Raw genomic sequence first — 22,510 nt, 5'->3', positions numbered from 1 at the left:
TTCCGGCGCTGCCTAGAGTGTTCGGGTGCCCGCCCGGAACCCTGCTCTCGGAGTCGGGCTCGTCGTCCTCGGCGCCACCTGCTTCGTGGTCAACGCCGGGGTCTCCCGGGTCGCCCTGCGTGCCGGTGTGGATCCGGCGATGCTCACCACGATCCGGGTGACGAGCACGGAGGTGCTGCTGCTCGCGGTCGCTCTCCTGGTACGCCGCTCGGCGCTGCGGCCGCCGCGCGGCCGGCTGCTCGTCCTGGTCTTCGCGCACGGCCTGATCGGGGTCGCCGCGCTGCAGTGGACCTACTTCGTCGCGATCGACCGGCTGCCGGTCGGCATGGCCCTGCTGCTGGAGTACCAGGCACCGATCATCGTCGCGCTCTGGGCGTGGCTGGTGCAGCGCCAACGGGTCCGGGCGCGGCTGTGGCTCGGCCTCGGCCTGGCGGTCGTCGGGCTCGCCGCCGCGACCGGGGTCTGGGAGGGCGCGACCTTCGACACCGTCGGCGTGATCGCCGGCTTCGGCGCGGCGATCTGCTTCGCGGCGTACTTCCTGATCGGCGAGGCCGCCGTGGGTGGACACGGTGCCGAGCTCGATCCGCTGCGGATGATCCTGTGGTCCTTCGCCACGGCGACGGTCGTGATCAACCTCTTCGAGCCGATCACCGGGTTCGACACCGGCATGCTCGACGACTCGGTCTCGCTGCTGGGCCGGTTCGCCGACGTGCACGTTCCGCTGTGGGCGGTGCTCGGCTGGATCGTCGTCCTCGGCACCGTGGTGCCGTTCTTCGCCGAGCTGCTCGCGCTGTCGTTCGTCACCGCGACGACGGTCACGCAGATCGCCATGCTGGAGCCGATCGGCGTGGCCGCCCTCGGCTGGTTCTGGTTCGGCGAGTCGCTCGGGGTGATCGCGGTGCTCGGCTGCTTCGCCGTCGTCGCGGGCATCCTGCTGGCGCAGTCGGCCCGGATCGACCAGCGCGAGATCGCCGAGCCACCGCTGATCACGTGACCCTGGTGGGCGAGGTCGCGCAGCAACCGTCTCGAAACTTCAGGCGCTGACGACCTTCGCCTCGCCGGTGCGCAGGTCGCGGCCGAGGGTCACGTCGAGCGGGTTGGTGAGGCAGCGGATCGCGCCGCCGCCCTTGACGAACTCCTCGACGCCGACGATCACGACCTCGAAGTCCCAGGCCTCCAGCTGCGCGCGGACGCGGTCCGGGCAGGCGGGCATCAGGATGGTCCGCCCGATCACGATCGAGTTGGCGCAGAAGGACATCGCCTCCTCCTCGCTGAGCACCAGGGCCTCGGGGACGAGGTCGAGGAGCTGCCGGGCCGAGGCCTCGGTGAACGCCGCCGGGCAGACCATCGCGCGCTCGGAGTCGAGCGGGCAGAAGGACAGGTCGAGGTGGTACATCCCGGGGTGCACGATCTCGAGGCCCTGCACCCGGACGTCCAGCTCGGTGGCGAGGTGCTTCAACGCGAGCCGCTCGGTGCGCGGGCCGAAGCCGACGACGAGGTCACCGCGCCAGGCGAAGGCGTCGCCGGCCTCGAAGTGCGCGCCGACGCCCTGGGCGCCGACCGAGACGGTCGCGAACTCGTGGTCGCGGAACCACTGCTCGGCGGTCTCGGTCTCGTTGCGGCGCTCGGCGTACCGCATGTGCGAGAGCACCGCGGTCCGGCCGACGGTGCCCGGGCCGCCCTGGAAGGGCAGGCCGAGGTTCATCGCGTAGACCATGTCCGGGGAGTCCTGGCGCTGGCCGAGGACCTCGACGGCGCCACCGGCGGCCTCGATGCCGGCGATGATCGCGTCCCACTGCGCCCGCGTGGTCACCGGGTCCGGCTGCGTGGACAGGTCCATGAACGGGTTGATCGCGTACTCCACCCGGAAGTGGTCCGGGGCGACCATCAGGTACTCGCGCCCCCAGGTCAGCTGCTCTCCCATGATGTTCTCCCCCTCAGGTCTGATTGCCGGATTGTCCGACAATCTCAAGTGTGCGCCAGGATCACGCCGTGACGCAACCTCGTGTCGGACAATCGGACTGATGCCGATCTCCAGCGACCCCGCCCCTCCCGCGAACCAGCCCACGAACTCCTTCGCCGGGCTCAGCGTCGAGCCGGTGAGCATCGTCGACCGGGTCGCCGACGAGCTCCGCCGCGCACTCTTCGACGGCGAGCTCGAGCCCGGTACGCCGCTGCGCGAGGTCGCCCTCGCCGAGTCCCTCGGCGTCGCCCGGTCCACCGTCCGGGAAGCCCTCGCCGTCCTCGTCGCCGACGGCCTGGTCGAGCGGATCCCGAACAAGGGCACCGTCGTCCTCGCCCTCACCCCGGACGGCATCCGGGACATCTGCCGCGCCCGCCTCGTGCTGGAGCAGGCCGGCATCCGGGCCTGGGAGACCGCCTCGGAGCGGGCCCGCGACGCGGTCAGGTCGGCGCTCACCGAGTTCAACCGGGTGGCGCAGACCTCCGCCAGCGCCCAGGAGCTCACCGCGTCGCACCTGGAGATCCACCGCTCGATCGCGGCGCTCACCGAGTCGGACCGGTTGACCGCCCTCGCCGACTCGCTCTACGCCGAGATCCGGCTCGCCCTCGCGCACGTCGACCGGGCCCGCGGCAACGTCCGCGAGCAGGCGCACGCGCACGGCGACCTGCTCCGGCTCCTCGAGCGCGGACACCTCGACGAGGCCTGCGCCGAGCTCGTCGAGCACCTCGCCGGGGCCGAGGAGTCCCTGTTGGAGAGCATCGCGACCACGCCCCTACGATGACGCGCATGGGTTTCCTCGTCTGGGTCGTCGCCAACGCGGTCGCGGTCGGCTTCGCCACCTGGCTCTTCGACGACATCACGGTCACCGGCGACACCACCACCGACCGGATCCTCACCCTGCTGCTGATCGGCCTGATCTTCGGCCTGGTCAACTCCGTCGTGCGACCGGTCGTGAACCTGCTCTCGCTGCCGCTGATCATCCTCACCCTCGGGCTCATGCTGGTCGTGACGAACGCGCTGATGCTCCTGCTGACCAGCAAGATCGCCGACTGGCTCGACATCGGCTTCCACGTCGAGGGCTTCTGGACCGCGATCGGGGCCTCGATCGTCATCTCGATCACCTCGATGGTGATCGACGCCGTGCTCCCGGACTGACGTGACCTACCGGATCGCCCTGGTCTGCCTGGGGAACATCTGCCGCTCCCCCACGGCGGACGTCGTCCTCAACGCCCTCCTCGACGACAGCGGGCTGGACGTCGTCGTCGAGAGCTGCGGCACCGCCGACTACCACCTCGGCGAGCGGATGGACCCGCGCACCGCCCGGGTCCTCGCCGACGCCGGCTACGACCCGGACCGGCACCGGGCCCGGCAGTTCGGGCCGGAGTGGTTCGACCACGACCTGATCCTGGTGATGGACGACTCCAACCGGGACGACGTCCTCGACGTCCTGCCCGCGGACCGGCACGGCCGGGTCCGGCTCTTCCGCGAGTTCGACCCGGAGGTGAGCGGGCGACCCGCGCCCGGCGTACCGGACCCCTGGTACGGCGGCCCGGACGGCTTCCGCGAGGTGCTCGCGATCGTCGAGCGCACCAGCCGCGTCCTCGCCGACCGGCTGGAGGACGAGCCGGCGACCGACCTGGGCGAACACCCGGAGAGACCCGCGTAGCCGGCCCGCGCGCCTCGACAGCGGGCCGCGGCGGGAACAGGATGGGCCCATGGCCCGGATGCGGACCCTCGCCGAACGAGCCGAGCAGCTGCTGGGAGCGGCGGTCATCTCGACCACCCCGGTCGCCGGCGGCGACGTCTGCACGTCCACCCGGCTGCGGCTCAGCGACGGCCGTTCCGCGCTGATCAAGACCCGGCCGCACGCGCCCGAGGGCTTCTTCGAGACCGAGGCCCGCGGCCTGCGGTGGCTGGCCGAACCCGGCGTCGCCGAGGTCGCCGAGGTGCTCGGCGTCCAGGACGACTGCCTCGTCCTGGGCTGGATCGAGCCGAGCCGGCCGACTCCCGAGGCCGCGGTCGAGATCGGCCGGATGCTCGCCCGGCTGCACGCCAGCGGGGCCGACGGCTTCGGCGCCGAGCAGGACGGCTTCATCGGCCACCTGCCGCTGCCGAACCGGCCGGCACCGACCTGGCCGGAGTTCTTCGCGGTCCGCCGGGTGCTGCCCTACCTGCGGCTCGCGGTCGACCGCGGCAACGTCGAGCAGGCGGACGCCGACGCGGTCGAGGGCGTGGTCCGCCGGATCGTCGACCTGGCCGGCCCCGACGAACCTCCGGCGCGGCTGCACGGCGACCTGTGGTCCGGCAACATCGTCTGGAACGCCGAGCGGAGCGGCGTGCTCGTCGACCCCGCGGCGCACGGCGGGCACCGGGAGACCGACCTGGCGATGCTCGCGCTCTTCGGGATCCCCCAGCTCCCCCGGGTGCTCGCGGCGTACCACGAGGTACAGCCGCTCGCCGACGGCTGGGAGGAGCGCCAGCCGCTGCACCAGCTCTTCCCCCTGCTCGTCCACGCCGCGCTCTTCGGCGGCCGGTACGGCGCCCTCGCAGGAGAGGCCGCGAAGAAGCTGCTCTGAGTTGCTCGCGTCGTTCTCTGCGTCGTTCTCAGGGTGGACTCAGGGCTTCCTGGCACTCTTGAGCCGTGAGCACTCCCGATGCCAAGCCGCACGTCCTCGTCGTCGACGACGACCGCGCCGTCCGCGAGTCGCTGCGACGGTCGCTGGAATTCAACGGCTACACCGTGTCCCTCGCCGCCGACGGCGCCGAGGCGCTCGCCGGGATCAGCGGCATCAACCCCGACGCCGTCGTGATGGACGTGATGATGCCGCGGCTCGACGGGATCGAGACCACCCGCGCCCTGCGGTCGGTCGGCAACCACGTCCCGATCCTGGTGCTCACCGCCCGCGACGCCGTCGGCGACCGCGTCGAGGGGCTCGACGCCGGCGCGGACGACTACCTGACCAAGCCGTTCGCCCTCGACGAGCTGCTCGCCCGGCTGCGTGCGCTGCTGCGCCGCGTCGGTCCCGGCCCGACCGACGAGGCCGACGAGGTCCTCGAGTACGCCGACCTGCGGATGGACCTGGCCTCGCGCGACGTGCACCGCGGCACCCGGTCGATGACGCTGACCCGCACCGAGTTCGCCCTGCTCGAGCTGTTCCTGCGCCGGCCCAAGCGGGTGCTGGAGCGCTCGTTCATCCTGGAGGAGGTCTGGGGCTTCGACTTCCCGACCACCGCCAACAGCCTCGAGGTCTACGTCGGCTACCTGCGGCGCAAGACCGAGGCCGAGGGCGAGCCGCGCCTGCTGCACACCGTGCGTGGCGTCGGCTACGTGCTGCGCGAGGAACCGTGAGCGCGCGAAGCGAGGGCTGTCCGTGAGCAACGTCTGGGGCGGCCTGCACTACCGCCGCTCGCTGGCCAGCCGGGTCACCGTCCTGACCACCGTCGCCGTCGGCTTCGCGGTCAGCGCGGTCGCGTTCGCGGCGTACGCGACGGTGCGCGCGCAGACCGTCGGGGCGCTCGACGACTCGCTGCTCAGCCGCGCCAACCAGGCCGCGCAGACCGTCCCGGCGCTGGCCCAGGAGCGGGTCCCGTCGTGGGCGCTCGGCGCGGCCGACGTGAAGATCATCCTGGTCGACGCGCACACCCGGCCGGCGACCTGGCAGAGCGTCGACACCACCGACTCCTTCGGCATCGGCTCGGCCGAGGTGGCCGTCGCCCAGGGCAAGGACCAGCACTCGGCGCGGACCGTCTGGTCGCGCGGCGAGCGCTGGCGGATGGTCGCGGTCAACGCCGGCGACGGGCAGGCCCTCGTGCTCGCGCAGTCGATGGCCTCGACCGACCGGATGCTCGACCGGCTCGGCCTGGTGATGCTGCTCTTCGGCGTCGCCGGCATGATCGCCGCCGGCCTGGCCGGCTGGGCGGTCGCACGCAACGGCCTGCGCCCGGTACGACGCCTCACCGCCGCCGTCGAGGACATCGCCCGCACCCAGCGCCTGGAGCCGATCCCGATCGAGGGCAGCGACGAGGTCGCCCGGCTGGCCCAGTCCTTCAACGCCATGCTCCGCGCGCTCTCCGCGTCCCAGCACCGGCAGCGCCAGCTGGTCGCCGACGCCGGCCACGAGCTGCGCACCCCGCTGACCTCGCTGCGCACCAACCTGGACCTGCTGGTCCAGGCGGACGCCTCCACCGGCCTGTCCGCGGAGAACCGCGCCGAGCTGCTCGACGACGTCCGCGCCCAGATCAACGAGATGACGACGCTGATCGGCGACCTCGTCGAGCTCGCCCGCGAGGAACCGGGACAGGCCACCGTCGAGCCGGTCGAGCTGACCGCGGTCCTCGACCAGGCGATCTCCCGGGTACGCCGCCGGGCGAACGTCGAGTTCAGCGTGCGCAGCACGCCCTGGTGGGTCACCGGCGAGGCGGACGCGCTCGAGCGGGCGATCACCAACCTGCTCGACAACGCCGCGAAGTGGAGCCCGACCGGCGGCACCGTGACGGTCACCCTCACCGAGGGCACCCTGATGGTCGCCGACCAGGGACCGGGCATCGCGGCCCAGGACCTGCCGCACGTCTTCGAGCGGTTCTACCGCTCCGCCGAGTCGCGCTCGATGCCCGGCTCGGGCCTCGGCCTCTCCATCGTCGCGTCGGTCGCCGAGCGGCACGGCGGGGTCGTCCGCGCCGGGACCGGGCCCGACGGGGGGGCAGCGTTCTGGTTCTCGGTGCCGGGGCAGCCGAGTCCGCCGGAGACCAGCCAAGTCTTGGCCCGGTCGTAGCGACCTCCTAGAGATCTCTCAGGATCGGCCGTCACGATCGAGGACATGACGGACCAGAACATTCCTGACGGCGCTTCGAACAACTCCCCCACTGGGTCGGCTGACGGTTTCCCCTGGTCCGCCGAGCCCCCGACCCCGGCCGCCGAGCACACCCGCCCGCTCCCGCCGTACCAGGCCCCGGCCGCGACCACGACCGCACCCGTGCGTCGTGGCGGTGCCGCGACGGCCGGCGTGCTGGTGGGCGCTCTCCTCCTCGGAGGGGCGGCCGGGATCGGCGGTGCCGCCTGGTACGACGCCTGGCAGGGCGACGACAGCACGGCAGCGGTCGCCTCGACCGGCAGCGGGGTCAAGGCCTCGAACGCCGCGAACCTCCCGGCCGGCTCGGTCGAGAAGGTCGCCTCGACCGTCCTCCCCTCGGTCGTGAAGATCAACGTCTCCGGGAGCAGCGAGTCCGGCTCGGGCTCCGGCATCATCCTCTCCGCCGACGGCGAGATCCTCACCAACAACCACGTGGTCGAGGTCGCCGGCAACGGCGGTTCGATCACCGTGAACTTCAACGACGGCAAGACCGTCAAGGCGAAGGTCATCGGCACCGACCCGGTCACCGACATCGCGGTGATCAAGGCCGAGGGCGTCTCCGGCCTGACGCCGGCCACGATCGGCAGCTCCTCGGCGCTGCGCGTCGGCCAGGCGGTCGTCGCGGTCGGGTCGCCGTACGGGCTGAACTCGACGGTCACCAGCGGCATCGTCTCCGCCCTCAACCGGCCGGTGTCGGTGTCCACCTCGGAGCAGCAGGCCCCGCAGCAGGACCAGAACCCGTTCGGCTTCGGTGAGCAGCCGCAGCAGCAGCCCCAGCAGCAGTCCTCCGGCGGCACGAGCACGACCTACCCGGCGATCCAGACCGACGCGGCGATCAACCCCGGCAACTCCGGCGGCCCGCTGGTCGACATGTCCGGCCGCGTCGTCGGCATCAACTCCTCGATCCGCACCGCGGACGACTCCTCGTCCTCCGGCGGCTCGATCGGCCTCGGCTTCTCGATCCCGATCGACGAGGTCCTGCCGATCGTCAAGCAGATCACCGACGGCGAGACCCCGACCCACGCCCGGCTCGCGATCAGCGTCTCCGACGTCAGCAGCAGCACGCTGGCCCAGGGCGCCCAGGTCGGCGACGTCACCTCGGGCGGCCCGGCCGACAAGGCGGGCCTGAAGAAGGGCGACGTGATCACGAAGGTGAACGACGACCTGATCGACGGCTCCGAGTCGCTCGTCGCCACCGTCCGCGGCCACCGGCCCGGCGAGAAGGTCACCATCACCTACATCCGCGACGGCAAGACGAAGACCACCGAGGCCACCCTCGGCTCGGACGCGCAGAACACCCAGTCCTGACCGACTGTCACACCGCACGCCTGCCCGGCATGGATCCACGGCGGTAGAACGGATCCACGCCGGGCAGGCACCTTTCTGCCTCAGCCCGCCAGCGCTCCGCGCACGCGCGCGACCTTCCAGAGCGTCTCGGCCCACTCCTCCGCGACGTCCGAGCGCACGGTGATCCCGCCGCCGGTGCCCAGCCACCACGGACCGGCGCCGGAGCGGAACAACGACCGGATCACGACCCCGAGGTCGGCGCGGCCGTCGCCGGAGATCCAGCCGAAGGCACCCGCGTAGACGCCGCGCGGCTCGGCCTCGACCTCGTCGATGACCTGCATGGTCCGCAGCTTCGGCGCCCCGGTCATCGATCCGGCCGGGAACATCGCCCGGAGCGCGTCGACGGTGCCGACCTCCGCGCGGAGGTGGCCGGTGACGGTGGAGACCAGCTGGTGCACCGACGGGTAGGACTCGACCTCCATCAGCCGCGGCACCGCCACGCTTCCGGGCTCGCAGACCATCGCGAGGTCGTTGCGGAGCAGGTCGGTGATCATCAGGTTCTCGGCCCGGAACTTGGTGTCCTCGGCCAGCAGTGCGCGCAGCCGGTCGTCCTCGGCCGGGGTCGCGCCACGCGGCGTGGTGCCCTTGATCGGCCGGGTCTCGACGCGCCGGTTCCGGTCGATGGTGGCGAACCGCTCGGGGGACGCGGAGAGCAGCCAGGTGTCCCCGTGCCGGAGCACGCCCGCGTACGGCGCGGGGTTGGTCGAGCGCAGCCGGCGGTACACCTCGACAGGATCTGCCTCGATCTCCGCGGCGACCCGGTAGGTCAGGTTGACCTCGTAGGAGTTGCCGGCGCGCAGGTGCTCCTGGACCCGGTCGAACCCGGCCCGGTACCAGTCCGGCACCACGACCTCGGGGTCCACGTCGCGGGCCCGGGCCAGCGACTGCACGCTGCCCTCCTCGACGCGCACCGAGCGGGCGCGCATCCAGACCGCGTCCGGGACGCCGGGCAGGCTGCGGGCCGGCAGGTCGGGACGGGCGGCGTACCCGAAGAAGCCGACCCAGTGCGTCGCCGGGTCGCCGTCGAGGCGGTCCTGCAGGACGGCGAAGACGTCGTCGCCGACGACCCGGCCGGCCGGGTGCTCGACGACCTGCCGGCGTCCGGCGTCGTAGGTGAGCGAGACGTCGTCGTCCTCCAGCCAGCCGAGGAGCGAACGCCGGCCCGACCACGGCTGCGAGCCGCCGCCGTCGAGCCAGAAGCAGCGCTCGTGACGGGCGGCGATCCGGGCGAACTCGTCGGCGGCGGTCACGCCCCCTCCCCCGACGGCCGACCCAGGAAGTTCGCGACGATCCGCTCGCCGTGCTCGGAGAGCACCGACTCGGGGTGGAACTGGACGCCGTGCAGCGGCAGGGTCCGGTGCTCGACGGCCATCACCACGTCCCCGGCCCGGCCGGTGACCCGCAGGTCGTCGGGAACCCGGGTCGCCGCCAGCGAGTGGTAGCGGACGGCGGCGAAGCCGTCGGGCAGGCCGGCGAGCACACCGGTCCCGTCGTGGGTCACGTGCGCGACCTCGCCGTGCGCCGGATCCACCCGCTCCACCGTGCCGCCGTACGCCGTCACGAGCGCCTGCATCCCGAGGCAGACGCCGAGGACCGGCACCCCGAGCTCGAAGACGGCCCGGCCGAGGGCGAAGTCGGCCGGTTCGGAGGGGTGCCCGGGGCCGGGCGAGAGCACCAGGTGGGTGCAGCCGGACGCGCGGTCGAGCACCCCGGGCTCGTCGTGCTCGACGACGTCGGGAAGCACGCCGGTCACCGCGGCGACCAGGTGCACCAGGTTCCAGGTGTACGAGTCGTGGTGGTCGACCACGAGCACGTCCATCAGCCGGTGACCAGGTCCAGGAGCAACCGCTGGATCAGGGCGACGCCGTTCTCGGTGAGGATCGACTCGGCGTGGAACTGGACGCCGCGGAAGTGCGGTCCGGCGACGAGGTGGATGTCGCCGGTCGCGGGGTCGGTCTCCACGCGGACACCCTCGGGCAGGACGCTTTCGGATGACGCGGCGTCGGCGCCGAGCCGGCCGACGAAGGTGTTGTAGAACCCGACCGCCTCGGGCCGGCCGTCGATGGTGACCGTCGACTGGGTGCCCTGGAAGACGATGTCCTTGTAGGCCAGGGGGATGCCGAGCCGGTGGCAGAGGACCTGGTGCCCCAGGCAGACCGAGAGGAACGGCTTGCCGGAGGCGAGCAGCCCGTCGACGGCGGTGCGGAACGTGGCGATCTTGGCGCTGCTGTCGTCCCGCGGGTCACCGGGGCCGGGGCCGACGACGGCGAGGTCGTAGGAGTCGAAGGCACCGGGGCGGAAGTCCTCGTGCCGGATCACGGTCGGCTTCATGCCGAGCACCGCGAACACGTGGCAGAGCATGTTGGCGAAGTCGTCCTCGCCGTGCAGGATCGCGACCGAGCGTCCGGCCAGCTCGGGCGCCGGCGCGGCCCCCGCCTGGTCGGTGAGCCAGAACTTGGAGAGCCGCTGGTTGCGGGAGTTCAGCGCGATCAGGACGTCCTCGTCGCGGGCCAGGTCGGCCACCTGCGACGGCTCTCCCACGGCGGCCGGGACCAGCCCGAACGCGCTCAGGATGCCGCTCGCCTTCGCCGCGGTCTCGGCGACCTCCGAGTCCGGGTCGGAGTCGCGCACCAGGGTCGCTCCGGCGGTGACCTTGAGGGCACCGGTGGGCGAGACGTCCGCGGTCCTGATCACGATCGGCGAGTCCGCCGTCGGGGCCCCGTCGGGGTCGCGGCCGAGCAGGGCGAGCGCGCCGGCGTAGTAGCCGCGACCCTCGGCCTCGTAGCGCCTGATCAGCCGGCAGGCGTTCTCGACAGGGGCGCCGGTGACGGTGGCGGCGAACATCGAGTCGCGGAGCACGTCGCGGACGTCGGAGCGGGTGCGGCCGGCGAGCAGGTACTCGGTGTGCACCAGGTGCGTCATCGGCTTGAGGAACGGACCGAGCACCTGGCCGCCCTCGTGGCAGATGTCGCACATCATCTTGAGCTCTTCGTCGACGACCATGAAGAGCTCGTAGATCTCCTTCTCGTCGGCCAGGAACTCCAGCAGCTTCGCCTTGCGCTCCTCGGGCGCGAGGCCCTTGAGCCGGAAGGTGCCGGAGATCGGGTTCATCCGGACCTCGCCGTCGTGCACGCTGACGTGCCGCTCCGGCGAGGCGCCGATCAGGAACCGGTCGCCGGTCCAGAAGCAGTACGTCCAGTAGGCGCCGCGCTCGTTCTCCAGCAGCCGGCGCAGCACGCTCAGCGCCTTGGCCGGGCCGGTCCGCTCGTCCCAGTCGGCGAGCTGCGCGCGGTAGTGCCGGCCGATCACCAGGTTGGCGCCCTCGCCGTTGCCGATCTCCTCGCGGATGATCCGGCCGACGGTGTCGGCGTACTCCTCGTCGCTGGTCTCGAAACCACCGCGGTCGGTGAACTCGATCGGCTCGGCCGGCAGCGCCGCGACCAGCTCGGCGAGCGGCACCTCGACCTCGGTGGCGATGTCGACCACCGCCAGCGGGGTCCCGTCGTCGTGCGCCTCGAAGCCGCGCTCGGCGACCTGGCGGAACGGCACCGCGACCAGGGTGTCGAAACGGCGGCCGACCTCCGGGGCGCCCTCGGGCAGCGGGATGTCGCCGAGCTTGTCGGTCGGCACCAGGGCCCCGCCGAGGACCGTCACGGTGGGGCTGTCGCGGAGCCGGACGACCGCCCAGGCCTGCTGCCCCAGCACCTGCTCGAGGGCTGCGGCGGCGGACGTCACGGTGGCGGTCATGGCCTGACGCTACCAACGCGCGTGCGACCGGCCGGGCCGGTTTTCCCGGGGCGAGACGGCCGCTCGCCGGTTGAGGAGGTCGCGCAGCAACCGTCTCGAAACCACAATCGATCCATGTCCGAACCTCGCACCCGGATCCGCCGCCTGCCCGAGAAGGCCGCCCACGACCGGGCGAGCCTCGACGCCGTCCTGGACGCCGCCCGGGTCGCGCACCTCGCCTTCGTCCAGGAGGGGTCGCCGGTCAACGTGCCCGTCGCCTGCGCCCGCGACGGTGACCGGCTGCTGCTGCACGGCTCGACCGGCAGCCGGCTGCTCCGGACCCTGGGCTCGGGCGTCGAGGTCTGCGCGGCCGTGACGCTGCTGGACGGGATGGTGCTGGCCAGGTCGGCGTTCGAGTCCTCGATGCACTACCGCAGCGCGATGGTCTTCGGGACCTGTGCGGTCGTCCCCGACGACGGGAAGGTCGCCGCGCTGCGGGCGATGTCGGAGGCCTGGATGCCGGGCCGGTGGGACACGCTCCGGCCGCCGACGGCCAAAGAGCTGGCCGCGACCGCCGTCCTGGCGCTGCCGCTGGTCGAGTGGTCGGTGAAGATCAGCGCCGGCGACCCGGAGGATCCGCCGGAGGACCTCGACGCCCCGGTGTGGGCGGGCGTGCTGCCGATCGTCGCGGCGTACGGCGACCCGGTGCCGGCGCCGGACCTGCGCGGCGACCCGGAGGTGCCGGCGTACCTGCGGGGGTGGCGGCCGTGAGGACGGTGGACCGAAATTCCGTAGCGTGATGTCGAGAACCGCCGGCCGGCTCCGTCCCCGGGACGAAGCGCGACCGCACCGGGTCGCACCGAGCTGAGGAGAACCACGATGGCCAAGTACCTGCTGCTCAAGCACTACCGCGGCGCGCCCGCGCCGCAGAACGCCGTGCCGATGGATCGCTGGACCCCCGACGAGGTCGCGGACCACGTCCGGTTCATGCAGGAGTTCGCGGCCCGGCTGGAGACCACCGGCGAGCTCGTCGACGCCTCCGCGCTGGCCCCCGAGGGCGCCTGGGTCCGGTACGACGGCGAGGGCCGGCCGCCGGTCACGGACGGCCCGTTCGCCGAGACCAAGGACCTGATCGCCGGCTGGATGATCATCGACGTCGACAGCAGGGACCGCGCGTTCGAGCTGGCCGGCGAGCTGTCGGCGGCCCCGGGCGCGGGCGGCGAGCCGATCCACGAGTGGCTCGAGGTGCGCCCGTTCCTGACCGAGCTGCCGACGATCACGGAATGAGTCCGATGGACCCGGACGAGATCCGGCGCCTGACTCCCCAGGTCCTCGGCATCCTCGTCCGCCGCGGAGCCGACTTCGCGGCGGCCGAGGACGCCGTCCAGGAAGCGCTGCTGCAGGCTGTCCGGGCCTGGCCGGAGGACCCGCCGCAGAACCCGAAGGCGTGGCTGGTCACGGTGGCGTGGCGCAAGTTCCTCGACGCCACCCGGGCGGACGCCTCGCGGCGGCGGCGCGAGGACCTGGCCGAGGAGCAGCCGGTCCCCGAGCCCCCGGCCGGCCGGGACGACACTCTGCAGCTCTACTTCCTGTGCGCGCACCCGTCGCTCACGCCGTCGTCGGCGGTCGCGCTGACACTGCGGGCCGTCGGCGGGCTGACCACCCGCCAGATCGCTGCCGCCTACCTGGTCCCCGAGGCCACCATGGGCCAGCGGATCACCCGGGCGAAGCGGACCGTCGCCGGCGTCCGGTTCGACCAGCCGGGCGATCTCGGCACCGTGCTGCGGGTGCTCTACCTGGTCTTCAACGAGGGCTACTCCGGTGACGTCGACCTCGCCGTCGAGGCGATCCGGCTGACCCGGCAGCTCGCCGCCGCGGTCGGACCCGAGCACCCCGGCCACCCCGAGGTCTCCGGGCTGCACGCGCTGATGCTGCTGCACCACGCGCGCCGGAGCGCCCGGACCGACGCCGACGGGGGCCTGGTCCCGCTCGCCGAGCAGGACCGCCGGTGCTGGGACACCGCGATGATCGCCGAAGGGGTCGAGGTCCTGCAGACGGCGCTGGCCCGCGACCGGCTCGGCGAGTTCCAGGCCCAGGCCGCGATCGCCGCGCTGCACGCCGACGCCCCGCGGGCCGAGGAGACCGACTGGGTGCAGATCGTCGACTGGTACGACGAGCTCCTCGCCCTCACCGCCAGCCCCGTCGTCCGGCTCAACCGCGCCGTGGCGGTCGGCGAGGCCGACGGCGCCCGGGCCGGCCTGGCCGCGCTCGCGGAGGTCGAACCGGACCTGCCGCGCCGGACCGCCGTGGCGGCGTACCTGCACGAGCGGGACGGCGACCTCGTGACGGCCGCCCGCCTGTACGCGGAGGCCGCGCTCGTCGCGACGAACCAGGCCGAGCGCGACCACCTGACGAAGCAGGCGGCGCGGATCAATTCCGCCGCGCGGTGAGCGCCGCCAGCGGCCCAGGGGCACGTGGAACGCTCAGGTGCGGGCCAGAGCGGCCGATGATTCCCCCGATGGTCTGTCCTCGACCGCCAATCATCGACGCCCCCAGCTCTCCGGCGAAGACGGATAGCGCCGGGCAAGTCACGCTCGTTGGCGCGGCCGTCGGTGATGCCTGTTGAGGAGTGGGAATGCGGACACAGTCGATGCCCGGGCCGTTCGCCCGGCGTAGGTTCGTCGGGGTGCCAGCGGTGGTGGCAGCGGTGGTGGCAGCGCTGGTGGCAGCGCTGGCACTCGGCACTGCGGGAGTCGGACCCGCGGCTGCCGCCGCAGGTTGGGATCCCGGCGAGGCCACCCCGTTGTCCGTTCCGGGGATGCCGGTGTCGTCGGTGCAGGCCGGCGAGCTGGCCCTCTGGGGAGACGACACGGGAGGCCAGCTGACGCTCCCCGAGTCGCTGACCGGCGTCGCCATCTCCCAGGTGGTGCTGCCGGACAACGCCCGACTGGTGTTGACCGCCGCCGGCCGGGTCGTCGGTTGGGGAGCCAACGAGTTCGGGCTGCAGACGGTCCCTGCGGACGTGGCAGCGGTCAAGGTGGCCCAGATCGCCACCCACGGCGGCTATGCGGGCGCGGTGACCCACGACGGCACGGTGCTGACGTGGGGCGACGAGGCGTCCGCTTCTCCGAACCCGTTGGACGTTCCGGCCGGGCTGAACGGAGTCAAGCAGCTGGCTCTGACTGATTCGGCGGCGGCCGCGGTGAAGACGGACGGCTCCGTGGTGGCCTGGGGGCGGCCGACCTACCACGAGGTCGAGGTCCCGGCGGGGTTGCGAGCGACCGCGATCACCGCCACGAACGACCAGTTCTTCGCGTTGACCGAGGCCGGGACCGTGACAGCCTGGGGTCACGACGTGGCAGGCGCCCTCCCGGCCGCGCTGCAGATGCCGGGCAACGTGAAGGCGATCGCCACCAGTCGCATCGGCGGCGTGGCACTGCTGGCCGACAACACGCTCGTGCCGTTCGGCTCGGTCTCGCCTCCCGCACTGCCGACGGAGGTCGCCGCCTCCGACCCGGCGTTGCTGGCGAACAGCAGCGGCACCTCCGAGTTCGCCATCGTGGATCGCGATCGGACCATCCACTCCTGGTCCGGCGACGGCGCTCCGGGCGCCGCACCGGCGGCGCTGAACGGGCGCGCGCTGACGCAGATCGTGCTCGGTGCGCGGCCCGGGTCCGGTCCCTCGACCAGCACCGGTGGCGTGCTGATCACGAAGATGCTGCGGGTCGAGCTGCCGCAGGTGACGGGCAGCCCGGCAGTCGGCGGCACGTTGACGGCGACCCCGGGCACGTTCTCGGCTGGTCCGGAGACCGTGACCAGCCAGTGGCTGGCCGACGGGGAGGCCGTGCCGGGTCAGACCGGCGCCACGTTGGACGTGACGCCTGCGTTGGCGGGCAAGCAGATCAGCTACCGGTCGACCGCGGCCAAAGCCGGCGAGGACACCATCTCGTCGACCTCGGCGGCCGTGAAGGTCCCGGCCCCGGCAACGATCGGCCTGTCGATCGCCCCGGGCAGGTACGGCGCCGCGGCGACGGTGACCGCTTCGGTCCCCGGGGCCGCGGGCAGCGTCTCCCTGACCTTGGACGGCAAGCCGGTCGGCACCCAGGCTCTCGCCGGTGGCACGGCGTCGTTCCAGGTGGCGGGGACGACCACCCCGGGTCTCCACGCGGTCGAGGCGACCTATGCCGGCAGCGACACCTTCGGTCCTGGCAGCAAGACCGGGACGTTGACTGTCGGCAAGGGCAGGACCGGCACTCCCACCTTGAAGGTCGCGAAGGCGAGCCCGAGCAGGACGGGGACGGTCTCCGTGGCCGTGCCGACCGCCGCGGGCCTGGTCAGGGCCACCGGGAAGGCGCTCCTGGTCCTCAAGAAGGGAAAGGCCGTCAAGAAGGTCACCCTGAACGTCGCCAACGGCGCGGCCGCCGGCAAGCTGCCCAGGCTGGCCCGGGGCCGCTGGACCGCCAGCGTGACCTACCAGGGCAGCACCTACTACCTGGCGTCCGGCCCCAGGACCATCAGGCTCACCTCGAAGTAGCACGCTCGCGGCGCACGGGGGCAGCCGGGCACACGCCCCCTAGCGCGTCGACGTGCCCGAGCCCCGCCAGCTGCGCTCGAACGGCAGCCGCCAGGCGTGCGGGGCGATGAGCTGGTGGATGGCGTTCGGGCCCCAGCTGCCAGGGGCGTACGACCGGACGGGCGGCGGGTTCTCCAGCAGCGGCGCGGACTTCGCCCACAGCGTCTCGACGCCCTCGGCGGTGGTGAAGAGGGTGTGGTCGCCGCGCATCGCGTCGTAGATGAGCCGCTCGTAGGCCTCCAGCACCGACCCGGAGCTGCCGGTCTCGTGGGTGGCGAACTGCATCGAGAGCTTCTCCAGCTTCATCCCCGGGCCGGGACGCTTGCCGTAGAAGGAGAGCGACATCTTCGACTGGTCGGCGAGGTCGAAGGTGAGGTGGTCAGGGCCTTGGGTGCCCGCGTTCGAACCGGGCGGGAACATCGTCAGCGGCGGCTCCTTGAAGGCGATCGAGATGATCCGGGCGCCCTCGGCGAGCTTCTTGCCGGTCCGCAGGAAGAACGGCACCCCGGCCCAGCGCCAGTTGTCGATCTCCGCCTTGAGGGCGATGAACGTCTCGGTGTCGGAGTCGTCGGCGACCTCCTCCTTGCCGCGGTAGCCGGAGTACTGACCGCGTACGACGTTCGCCGGCTCGATCGGCCGCATCGACCGGAACACCTTGAGCTTCTCGTCGGAGATCGGCCCCGGCGCCAGCGAGGTCGGCGGCTCCATCGCCATGAAGGCCAGCACCTGCATCAGGTGGGTGACGACCATGTCCCGGTAGGCGCCGGTGGACTCGTAGAACCGGGTCCGGCCCTCCAGGCCGAGCACCTCCGGCACGTCGATCTGCACGTGGTCGATGAAGTTGCGGTTCCAGATCGGCTCGAAGAGGCCGTTGGCGAACCGGAAGGCGAGGATGTTCTGCGCCGCTTCCTTGCCGAGGAAGTGGTCGATCCGGAAGACCTGGTCCTCCGCGAACACCCGGTGCACCCGGTCGTTGAGCAGCTTGGCCGACGCCAGGTCGGTGCCGAACGGCTTCTCCATGATGATCCGGGCGCGGTCGACCAGGGCGGCCTCGTCGAGCTGGCGCAGCACGCCGAGCGCGGCTTTGGGCGGGACGCTCAGGTAGTGCAGCCGGCCGATGTCCTTGGCGACGACGTCGACCTCGGCGGCGAGCTCGGCCTCGGCCATCGAGACGGCCTCCCCGAGCGCGCCGGTGCCGGCGGACACCGGGACGTAGCTGAGCATCCGCGCGAACGGCGCCCACCTCGTCTCGGTCAGCTCTCCCTGGCCGAACTCCTCGCAGGCGTCCCGGGCGAACTTCACGAAGTGCTCGGTGTCGACGTCCTCCAGCGAGGTGCCGACGATCCGCGCGTCGATCAGCAGGCCGGCCTCGAAGAGGCGCAGCAGGCCGGGCAGCAGCTTGCGCCGGGCCAGGTCGCCGGTGGCGCCGAACAGCACGATGACGTGCGGTTGCTCCATGTGCCGACGATAGCCCTGCGGTGTTGCCGCGGGGTTAAACCTCGGTGCCGGGTCAGCGGTGGTGGGTCAGCGGTGGTGGGTCAGGGTGGTCATCATCTGGGTGGCGCGGGTGTAGACCACGTACAGCGTCGCCCGGCCGGTCGGGGACTCGGCCTCGATCTCCTGCGGCTGGACCACGACGATGCCGTCGAACTCCAGGCCCTTGGTGTCGAGACCGGTCAGCACCGCGACCCGGGCGTCGTCGCCGGTGATCAGGCCGGCCACCTCGGGCCAGCCCTGCAGCCAGCGGGTCACCTCGGTACGACGCGCCACCGGGACCACGATCCCGACGGTGCCGTCGACCTGGCCGAGCATCGCGGCCAGCGTCTCGCGGGTGCCGTGCTCGAGGTCCGCGACGGTCTCCTCGCGCGGCGCGACGCCGGTCGAGCGGACCGCGTTCGGCAGGTCGGCGTCCAGGCCGACCCGCTCGGCGTACGCCGCCGCGAACGCGTAGATCTCCGACGAGTTCCGGTAGTTGGTCGACAGGTGGAACTGGTGGACCGGCTTGTCTCCGGACAGCGAGTTCAGTGCCGCCGACCGGGCCTCCTCGGCCTCGGCCCGCACCGGCCACGACGACTGCGCCGGGTCCCCGACGATCGTCCAGGTCGCCGTGCGCCCGCGCCGGCCGACCATCCGCCACTGCATCGGCGTCAGGTCCTGGGCCTCGTCGACGAGCACGTGCGCGTAGCCGTCGTCCTCGACCCGGCCGGTCGGCGGCGTCCAGCCGCCGCGGCCGCGGTACTCCCGGTCGGCGGCGGTGGTGAGCTCCTGCAGCGAGCTGTCGGCCAGCCCGAGCGGGTCCTCGTCGGCGTCGTTGACGATCGGCGGGTCGCCGAGCAGGTAGCGCAGCTCGTCGACCAGCGGGACGTCGTCGACGGTCAGGTCCTCGCCCCACGACTTGGTGAGCAGCCGGACGGCCTCGTCGTCGAGGACGCCCTCGGCGACCCGGCCGAGGAGCTCGGGGTCGCGCAGCCAGCCGAGCACGGACGCGGCGTCGAGCACCGGCCACCAGGCGGCCGCGAACTCGAGGAACGCGTCGCTGGTGCGCATCTCGTCGGCGAAGTCCTCCTTGGTGCGCTCGCGCGCACGCTCGGAGCGGACCTGCCGCCACAGGGCGTCGATCAGGGTGCTGGCGACCTTCGTCGTCGACCGGTTCCGCGAGCCCATCGAGAGCAGCTGGCGGCGGATCTGGCCGAGCTCGCGCGGCCCGAGCACGAGCACGTCGTCGCGGTAGAAGACCCGGAACTCCCGCGGCGCCCCGGGCACGTGCTGCCGGGCGGTGCGCCGGAGCAGCTCGGCCATGGCGCCGGAACCCTTGACCTCGGCGATCCGCGGGTCGTCACGGCGGGTCGCCCGGAGCCCGTCGACGACCTCGCCGAGCGAGCGGAGCGCGACCGCGGTCTCACCGAGGGACGGCAGCACCCGCTCGATGTAGCGCATGAAGACGCCGGACGGGCCGACGACCAGGACACCGCCGGTCTCGTAGCGGCGGCGGTCGGCGTACAGCAGGAAGGCCGCGCGGTGCAGCGCGACGACGGTCTTGCCGGTGCCCGGACCGCCGCTGATCATCACGACGCCCTTCTGCGGCGCCCGGATCGCCCGGTCCTGCTCGGCCTGGATGGTGGCGACGATCGAGTGCATCGAGCGGTCCCGGGCGCGGGAGAGCTGCGCCATCAGGGCGCCCTCGCCGACGATGGGGAGGTTCTTCTCCGACGCGGCGTCCGCCTCGGGGTCGAGCAGGTCGTCCTCGACGCCGATGACGGTCTCGCCGTCGCTGCGCAGGATCCGCCGCCGGATCACGTTCTGCGGCTCGGCCGGCGTGGCCTGGTAGAAGACGGCCGCCGCCGGGGCGCGCCAGTCGATGAGGAGCACGTCGCGGTCGGCGTCGCGCAGACCGATCCGGCCGACGTACCGGGGCTCGGGGTCGACCTCGTCACGCATGTCCAGACGCCCGAAGACGAGGCCCTCGTGGGCGGCGTCCAGGCTGGCCATCCGGCGCGCGGCCTGGAACAGCATCGCGTCCCGCTCGACCAGTCCGCCCTCGTGCCCGAGCTGACCGCGGGCACGGCCCTCGGCGGCCAGCTGCTCGGCCGAACGGGTCGATTCGGCTAGCTGGCGGTAGACCGTGTCGACGAACTCCTGCTCGAGCGCGATCTCGCGCGCGGCGACGTCATCGTTCAAGGTTCGCTGGTCCTTCGGCGGCGGGAAACGGGAGTCGTCCACTCTACCGGCAGCAGGTCGGCGCCGACCCGGGAACCCGGATCAGGCCAGGTCGTGCACGAATTCGCCGAGCTGGACGAGATTGCGGCACTCGATCATCGGCGCGATCTTCCCGTAGTCGAGCGCGGCCGAGTCCCCGGTCGCCCAGTGCCGCGGCGACTCCGGGTTGAGCCACCAGGCGTGCCGGGAGTCGGCGACCAGCTGCCGGTAGACCGGCAGGGCGAGGTCGGAGTAGTTGGACCGGGCGTCGCCGAGGACCAGCAGGTTGGTCTTCGGCGTGATCGCGTCCGGGTGCAGCTCGGCGAAGCGGGTGAACGCGCGGCCGTAGTTGGTGCGCCCCCAGAGCGTCGCGTGCTGGGCGCTCGCGGCGAGCGAGGCCATCGTCTCCATCGGGTCGGCGCCGGTGACGAACCGGTCGGTGACCTCGTGGATCTCGTCGACGAAGGTGAACGCCCGCACCCGGTTGAACTGCTCGCGCAGCGCGAAGACGAGCATCAGGGTGAAGTTCGCGAAGTTCGACACCGAGCCGCTGACGTCGCAGAGCACGACGAGGTCGCTGCGGCTGGGCCGGCGCGGTCGGTGGTGCGTCTCCAGCGGGACGCCGCCGGAGGAGACCGAGGCGCGCACCGTCCGGCGGAAGTCCAGCGGGCCGCGCTGCCGGGACGCCTTGTGCCGGTTGAGCCGGGTGGCCAGGCGGCGGGCGAGCGGCCCGATCTCGCGGCGCATCTCCTCCAGGTCGGCCTTGCGCGCCGACGTGAAGTCGAGCTGGTCGATGCTCTTGCGCACCGTGTAGCGGGCGACGTGCTCGGGGCCGCGGACCTCGGCGGCGCGGCGGCGCACCTCGGAGTCGACCATGCCCTCGAACGCGGCCACCTGCGCCTCGACCAGCCGGCGCAGCGCCGGGTCCTGGTCGAGCTGACCGAGCAGGCCCTCGAGCACCCGGTCGACGAGCTCGCCCGGCGAGACCCGGTTCATCACGTTGTACGACGACCAGCGCTGCTCGCCCTGGCCGCGGCCCCGGATCAGCCCGAACCGGAGGACGGCCTCCCGGGCGAGCGCCTGGAGCGCGTCCGGGTCGCCCATCGCCAGCGCGGTCGCCAGGCTGTCGCGGAACTCGGCGAGGTCGGCGGGGCCGTCGCCGAGCGGACCGTCCGCCCCTGCCGGTCGGGGAGGACCGTCAGGGTCCGTCTCGAGACCTTCGGGCTCCTCGACCCGGGTCGGATCGCCGACCAGTGCCGGGAAGTACAGGTCGAAGACGTGGTCGAACCCGGGGCGGTGCGGCTGGCGCTTGACCAGCGTCGCCGCGTACGCCGCCCGCAGGATCTCGCGGTCCTCCAGGCCGAGGGTTCCGATCGCGTGCACGGCGTCGAGCCCTTCGGACAGCGAGACCGGGAGGCCCGCCGCGCGGAGCGCCTCGACGAAGGCGATGTGCCGGTCGAGCAGCGACATCGGCCTTCTCAGCCCTGGCGGAGCCGCAGCTCGCGGACCGCGCGGTCCACGTCGCTGCTGTGCTTGAGGACGACGCCGAGGGTGGCGTCGATGGAGGCCGGGTCCAGGGTGCCGGTGCCGAGGGCGACCAGCGTCCGGGCCCAGTCGATGGTCTCGGCGATCGAGGGCGACTTGCGCAGCTCCAGGGCGCGCAGCTTGGTGACGGTCTCGACGATCTGCCGGGCCAGGCTCTCCTCGACGTCCTCGACCTGCGAGGTGACGATGGCGAGCTCGCGCTCGGCGTCGGGGTAGTCGATGTGCAGGTACAGGCAGCGGCGGCGGACCGCCTCGGACAGCTCGCGGGTGGCGTTGGAGGTGAGCAGCACCATCGGCCGGCGTACGGCGGCGACGGTGCCGAGCTCGGGGATGGTCACCTGGAAGTCGGAGAGCACCTCCAGCAGCAGGCCCTCGACCTCGACGTCGGTCTTGTCGACCTCGTCGATGAGCAGCACCGTGGGGTCGGTGCGCCGGATCGCGGTGAGCAGCGGCCGGGTGAGCAGGAACTCCTCGGTGAAGATGTCGTCGTGGGTCTCGTCCCAGCTGGCGTCGTCGCCGGCGGCCTGGATCCGGAGCAGCTGCTTCTTGTAGTTCCACTCGTAGAGCGCCCGGGCCTCGTCGAGGCCCTCGTAGCACTGCAGCCGGACCAGCTCGGCGCCGGTCGAGCAGGCGATCGCCTTGGCGAGCTCGGTCTTGCCGACCCCCGCCGGCCCCTCCACCAGCAGCGGCTTCTCGAGCGCTCCGGCGAGGAACGTGGTGGTGGCGGTCGCGGGGTCGGCCAGGTAGCCGGCTTCGCCGAGGCGCTTGGCGGCGTCGGCCGCGGAGTCGAACCAGGTCACCGGCACATCA

General features: G+C 72.6%; 20 protein-coding genes. 12 read left to right on the top strand and 8 right to left on the bottom strand.

The window, feature by feature from the left end; all coding sequences use genetic code 11:
- Positions 1-25 precede the first annotated feature (25 nt).
- A complete protein-coding gene (locus tag AB4Y76_RS14095) occupies positions 26-994 on the top strand; it encodes an EamA family transporter (RefSeq protein ID WP_441926304.1) in 969 nt (322 codons plus the stop codon).
- A gap of 39 nt (positions 995-1,033) precedes the next feature.
- Here AB4Y76_RS14095 and AB4Y76_RS14090 read toward each other — a convergent pair whose 3' ends face one another.
- On the bottom strand, positions 1,034-1,924 hold the full coding sequence (locus AB4Y76_RS14090; RefSeq protein ID WP_441926302.1) for a dimethylarginine dimethylaminohydrolase family protein: 891 nt from the start codon (positions 1,922-1,924) through the stop codon (positions 1,034-1,036).
- Between the two features lie 100 nt (positions 1,925-2,024).
- Here AB4Y76_RS14090 and AB4Y76_RS14085 point away from each other — a divergent pair, with 100 nt between their 5' ends.
- The 7 genes from AB4Y76_RS14085 (at position 2,025) to AB4Y76_RS14055 (ending at position 8,121) form a co-directional block, all read left to right on the top strand.
- Positions 2,025-2,744 (top strand): GntR family transcriptional regulator, encoded by a 720-nt coding sequence (locus AB4Y76_RS14085; RefSeq protein ID WP_441926300.1) that lies wholly within the window; start codon positions 2,025-2,027, stop codon positions 2,742-2,744.
- A 5-nt stretch (positions 2,745-2,749) separates the two neighbouring features.
- The gene (locus AB4Y76_RS14080; RefSeq protein WP_441926298.1) at positions 2,750-3,118 is read left to right on the top strand and encodes a phage holin family protein; all 369 of its coding nucleotides are present in this window, start codon (positions 2,750-2,752) and stop codon (positions 3,116-3,118) included.
- A gap of 1 nt (position 3,119) precedes the next feature.
- Positions 3,120-3,629 carry a low molecular weight protein-tyrosine-phosphatase gene (locus AB4Y76_RS14075; protein ID WP_441926296.1) on the top strand — a complete coding sequence of 170 codons (510 nt, stop codon included), beginning with the start codon at positions 3,120-3,122 and terminating at the stop codon, positions 3,627-3,629.
- A 49-nt stretch (positions 3,630-3,678) separates the two neighbouring features.
- The gene (locus tag AB4Y76_RS14070; protein ID WP_441926294.1) at positions 3,679-4,539 is read left to right on the top strand and encodes a fructosamine kinase family protein; all 861 of its coding nucleotides are present in this window, start codon (positions 3,679-3,681) and stop codon (positions 4,537-4,539) included.
- 65 nt (positions 4,540-4,604) lie between these two features.
- The gene (locus AB4Y76_RS14065) at positions 4,605-5,312 is read left to right on the top strand and encodes a response regulator transcription factor (RefSeq protein ID WP_441926292.1); all 708 of its coding nucleotides are present in this window, start codon (positions 4,605-4,607) and stop codon (positions 5,310-5,312) included.
- Positions 5,313-5,334: 22 nt separating this feature from the next.
- Positions 5,335-6,735 carry a sensor histidine kinase gene (locus tag AB4Y76_RS14060; protein ID WP_441926290.1) on the top strand — a complete coding sequence of 467 codons (1,401 nt, stop codon included), beginning with the start codon at positions 5,335-5,337 and terminating at the stop codon, positions 6,733-6,735.
- A 45-nt stretch (positions 6,736-6,780) separates the two neighbouring features.
- On the top strand, positions 6,781-8,121 hold the full coding sequence (locus AB4Y76_RS14055; RefSeq protein WP_441926288.1) for a S1C family serine protease: 1,341 nt from the start codon (positions 6,781-6,783) through the stop codon (positions 8,119-8,121).
- A gap of 80 nt (positions 8,122-8,201) precedes the next feature.
- Here AB4Y76_RS14055 and pabB read toward each other — a convergent pair whose 3' ends face one another.
- From pabB to AB4Y76_RS14040, 3 genes are read right to left on the bottom strand one after another with little or no spacing between them, the layout of a single operon-like run.
- Entirely contained in the window at positions 8,202-9,410 is a 1,209-nt protein-coding gene (gene pabB / locus AB4Y76_RS14050; RefSeq protein ID WP_441926286.1) for an aminodeoxychorismate synthase component I, read from the bottom strand.
- Positions 9,407-9,979: an anthranilate synthase component II gene (locus AB4Y76_RS14045; RefSeq protein WP_441926284.1), complete on the bottom strand. Its 573-nt coding sequence runs from the start codon at positions 9,977-9,979 to the stop codon at positions 9,407-9,409. The genes pabB and AB4Y76_RS14045 overlap by 4 nt, the downstream gene beginning before the upstream one ends.
- Complete coding sequence (locus AB4Y76_RS14040) at positions 9,979-11,907, bottom strand: anthranilate synthase family protein (protein WP_441926282.1); 1,929 nt, start codon at positions 11,905-11,907, stop codon at positions 9,979-9,981. The genes AB4Y76_RS14045 and AB4Y76_RS14040 overlap by 1 nt, the downstream gene beginning before the upstream one ends.
- Positions 11,908-12,021: 114 nt before the next feature.
- On the opposite strand from AB4Y76_RS14040, the gene AB4Y76_RS14035 reads away from it, so the two are divergent.
- From AB4Y76_RS14035 to AB4Y76_RS14020, 4 genes are all read left to right on the top strand, one after another.
- Positions 12,022-12,657, top strand: a complete 636-nt coding sequence (locus tag AB4Y76_RS14035) for a pyridoxamine 5'-phosphate oxidase family protein (protein WP_441926280.1) — start codon at positions 12,022-12,024, stop codon at positions 12,655-12,657.
- A 108-nt stretch (positions 12,658-12,765) separates the two neighbouring features.
- Positions 12,766-13,173, top strand: a complete 408-nt coding sequence (locus AB4Y76_RS14030; RefSeq protein WP_441926278.1) for a YciI family protein — start codon at positions 12,766-12,768, stop codon at positions 13,171-13,173.
- The gene (locus AB4Y76_RS14025) at positions 13,170-14,336 is read left to right on the top strand and encodes an RNA polymerase sigma factor (RefSeq protein WP_441926276.1); all 1,167 of its coding nucleotides are present in this window, start codon (positions 13,170-13,172) and stop codon (positions 14,334-14,336) included. The genes AB4Y76_RS14030 and AB4Y76_RS14025 overlap by 4 nt, the downstream gene beginning before the upstream one ends.
- Before the next feature lie 368 nt (positions 14,337-14,704).
- A complete protein-coding gene (locus tag AB4Y76_RS14020) occupies positions 14,705-16,420 on the top strand; it encodes an Ig-like domain repeat protein (protein WP_441926274.1) in 1,716 nt (571 codons plus the stop codon).
- 39 nt (positions 16,421-16,459) lie between these two features.
- Here AB4Y76_RS14020 and zwf read toward each other — a convergent pair whose 3' ends face one another.
- The 4 genes from zwf to AB4Y76_RS14000 all read right to left on the bottom strand — a co-directional run bounded on the left by zwf (position 16,460) and on the right by AB4Y76_RS14000 (position 22,500).
- On the bottom strand, positions 16,460-17,917 hold the full coding sequence (gene zwf / locus AB4Y76_RS14015; protein ID WP_441926272.1) for a glucose-6-phosphate dehydrogenase: 1,458 nt from the start codon (positions 17,915-17,917) through the stop codon (positions 16,460-16,462).
- Between the two features lie 66 nt (positions 17,918-17,983).
- The gene (locus AB4Y76_RS14010; RefSeq protein WP_441926270.1) at positions 17,984-20,137 is read right to left on the bottom strand and encodes a HelD family protein; all 2,154 of its coding nucleotides are present in this window, start codon (positions 20,135-20,137) and stop codon (positions 17,984-17,986) included.
- Between the two features lie 81 nt (positions 20,138-20,218).
- Positions 20,219-21,625, bottom strand: coding sequence for a VWA domain-containing protein (locus AB4Y76_RS14005; protein WP_441926268.1), 1,407 nt, complete (start codon positions 21,623-21,625; stop codon positions 20,219-20,221).
- Positions 21,626-21,633: 8 nt separating this feature from the next.
- Positions 21,634-22,500 carry an AAA family ATPase gene (locus AB4Y76_RS14000; protein ID WP_441926266.1) on the bottom strand — a complete coding sequence of 289 codons (867 nt, stop codon included), beginning with the start codon at positions 22,498-22,500 and terminating at the stop codon, positions 21,634-21,636.
- Between the last annotated feature and the right edge of the window lie 10 nt (positions 22,501-22,510).

Source organism: Marmoricola sp. RAF53, from assembly GCF_052114005.1.
GTDB lineage: Bacteria > Actinomycetota > Actinomycetes > Propionibacteriales > Nocardioidaceae > Marmoricola.
The sequence above is the reverse complement of the archived record's forward strand: the minus strand, read 5'-3'. Positions and strand labels throughout refer to the sequence as shown.

What these genes read in the sequence shown, in the direction of transcription:
- AB4Y76_RS14055 (WP_441926288.1), top strand. Translation starts at nt 6,781, where the DNA reads ATGACGGACCAGAACATTCCTGACGGCGCTTCGAACAACTCCCCCACT.
- AB4Y76_RS14085 (WP_441926300.1), top strand. Translation starts at nt 2,025, where the DNA reads ATGCCGATCTCCAGCGACCCCGCCCCTCCCGCGAACCAGCCCACGAAC.
- AB4Y76_RS14020 (WP_441926274.1), top strand. Translation starts at nt 14,705, where the DNA reads ATGCCGGTGTCGTCGGTGCAGGCCGGCGAGCTGGCCCTCTGGGGAGAC.
- zwf (WP_441926272.1), bottom strand. Translation starts at nt 17,917, where the DNA reads ATGGAGCAACCGCACGTCATCGTGCTGTTCGGCGCCACCGGCGACCTG.
- AB4Y76_RS14040 (WP_441926282.1), bottom strand. Translation starts at nt 11,907, where the DNA reads ATGACCGCCACCGTGACGTCCGCCGCCGCAGCCCTCGAGCAGGTGCTG.
- AB4Y76_RS14005 (WP_441926268.1), bottom strand. Translation starts at nt 21,625, where the DNA reads ATGTCGCTGCTCGACCGGCACATCGCCTTCGTCGAGGCGCTCCGCGCG.
- AB4Y76_RS14030 (WP_441926278.1), top strand. Translation starts at nt 12,766, where the DNA reads ATGGCCAAGTACCTGCTGCTCAAGCACTACCGCGGCGCGCCCGCGCCG.
- AB4Y76_RS14025 (WP_441926276.1), top strand. Translation starts at nt 13,170, where the DNA reads ATGAGTCCGATGGACCCGGACGAGATCCGGCGCCTGACTCCCCAGGTC.
- AB4Y76_RS14035 (WP_441926280.1), top strand. Translation starts at nt 12,022, where the DNA reads ATGTCCGAACCTCGCACCCGGATCCGCCGCCTGCCCGAGAAGGCCGCC.
- AB4Y76_RS14045 (WP_441926284.1), bottom strand. Translation starts at nt 9,979, where the DNA reads ATGGACGTGCTCGTGGTCGACCACCACGACTCGTACACCTGGAACCTG.
- AB4Y76_RS14070 (WP_441926294.1), top strand. Translation starts at nt 3,679, where the DNA reads ATGGCCCGGATGCGGACCCTCGCCGAACGAGCCGAGCAGCTGCTGGGA.
- AB4Y76_RS14090 (WP_441926302.1), bottom strand. Translation starts at nt 1,924, where the DNA reads ATGGGAGAGCAGCTGACCTGGGGGCGCGAGTACCTGATGGTCGCCCCG.
- AB4Y76_RS14080 (WP_441926298.1), top strand. Translation starts at nt 2,750, where the DNA reads ATGGGTTTCCTCGTCTGGGTCGTCGCCAACGCGGTCGCGGTCGGCTTC.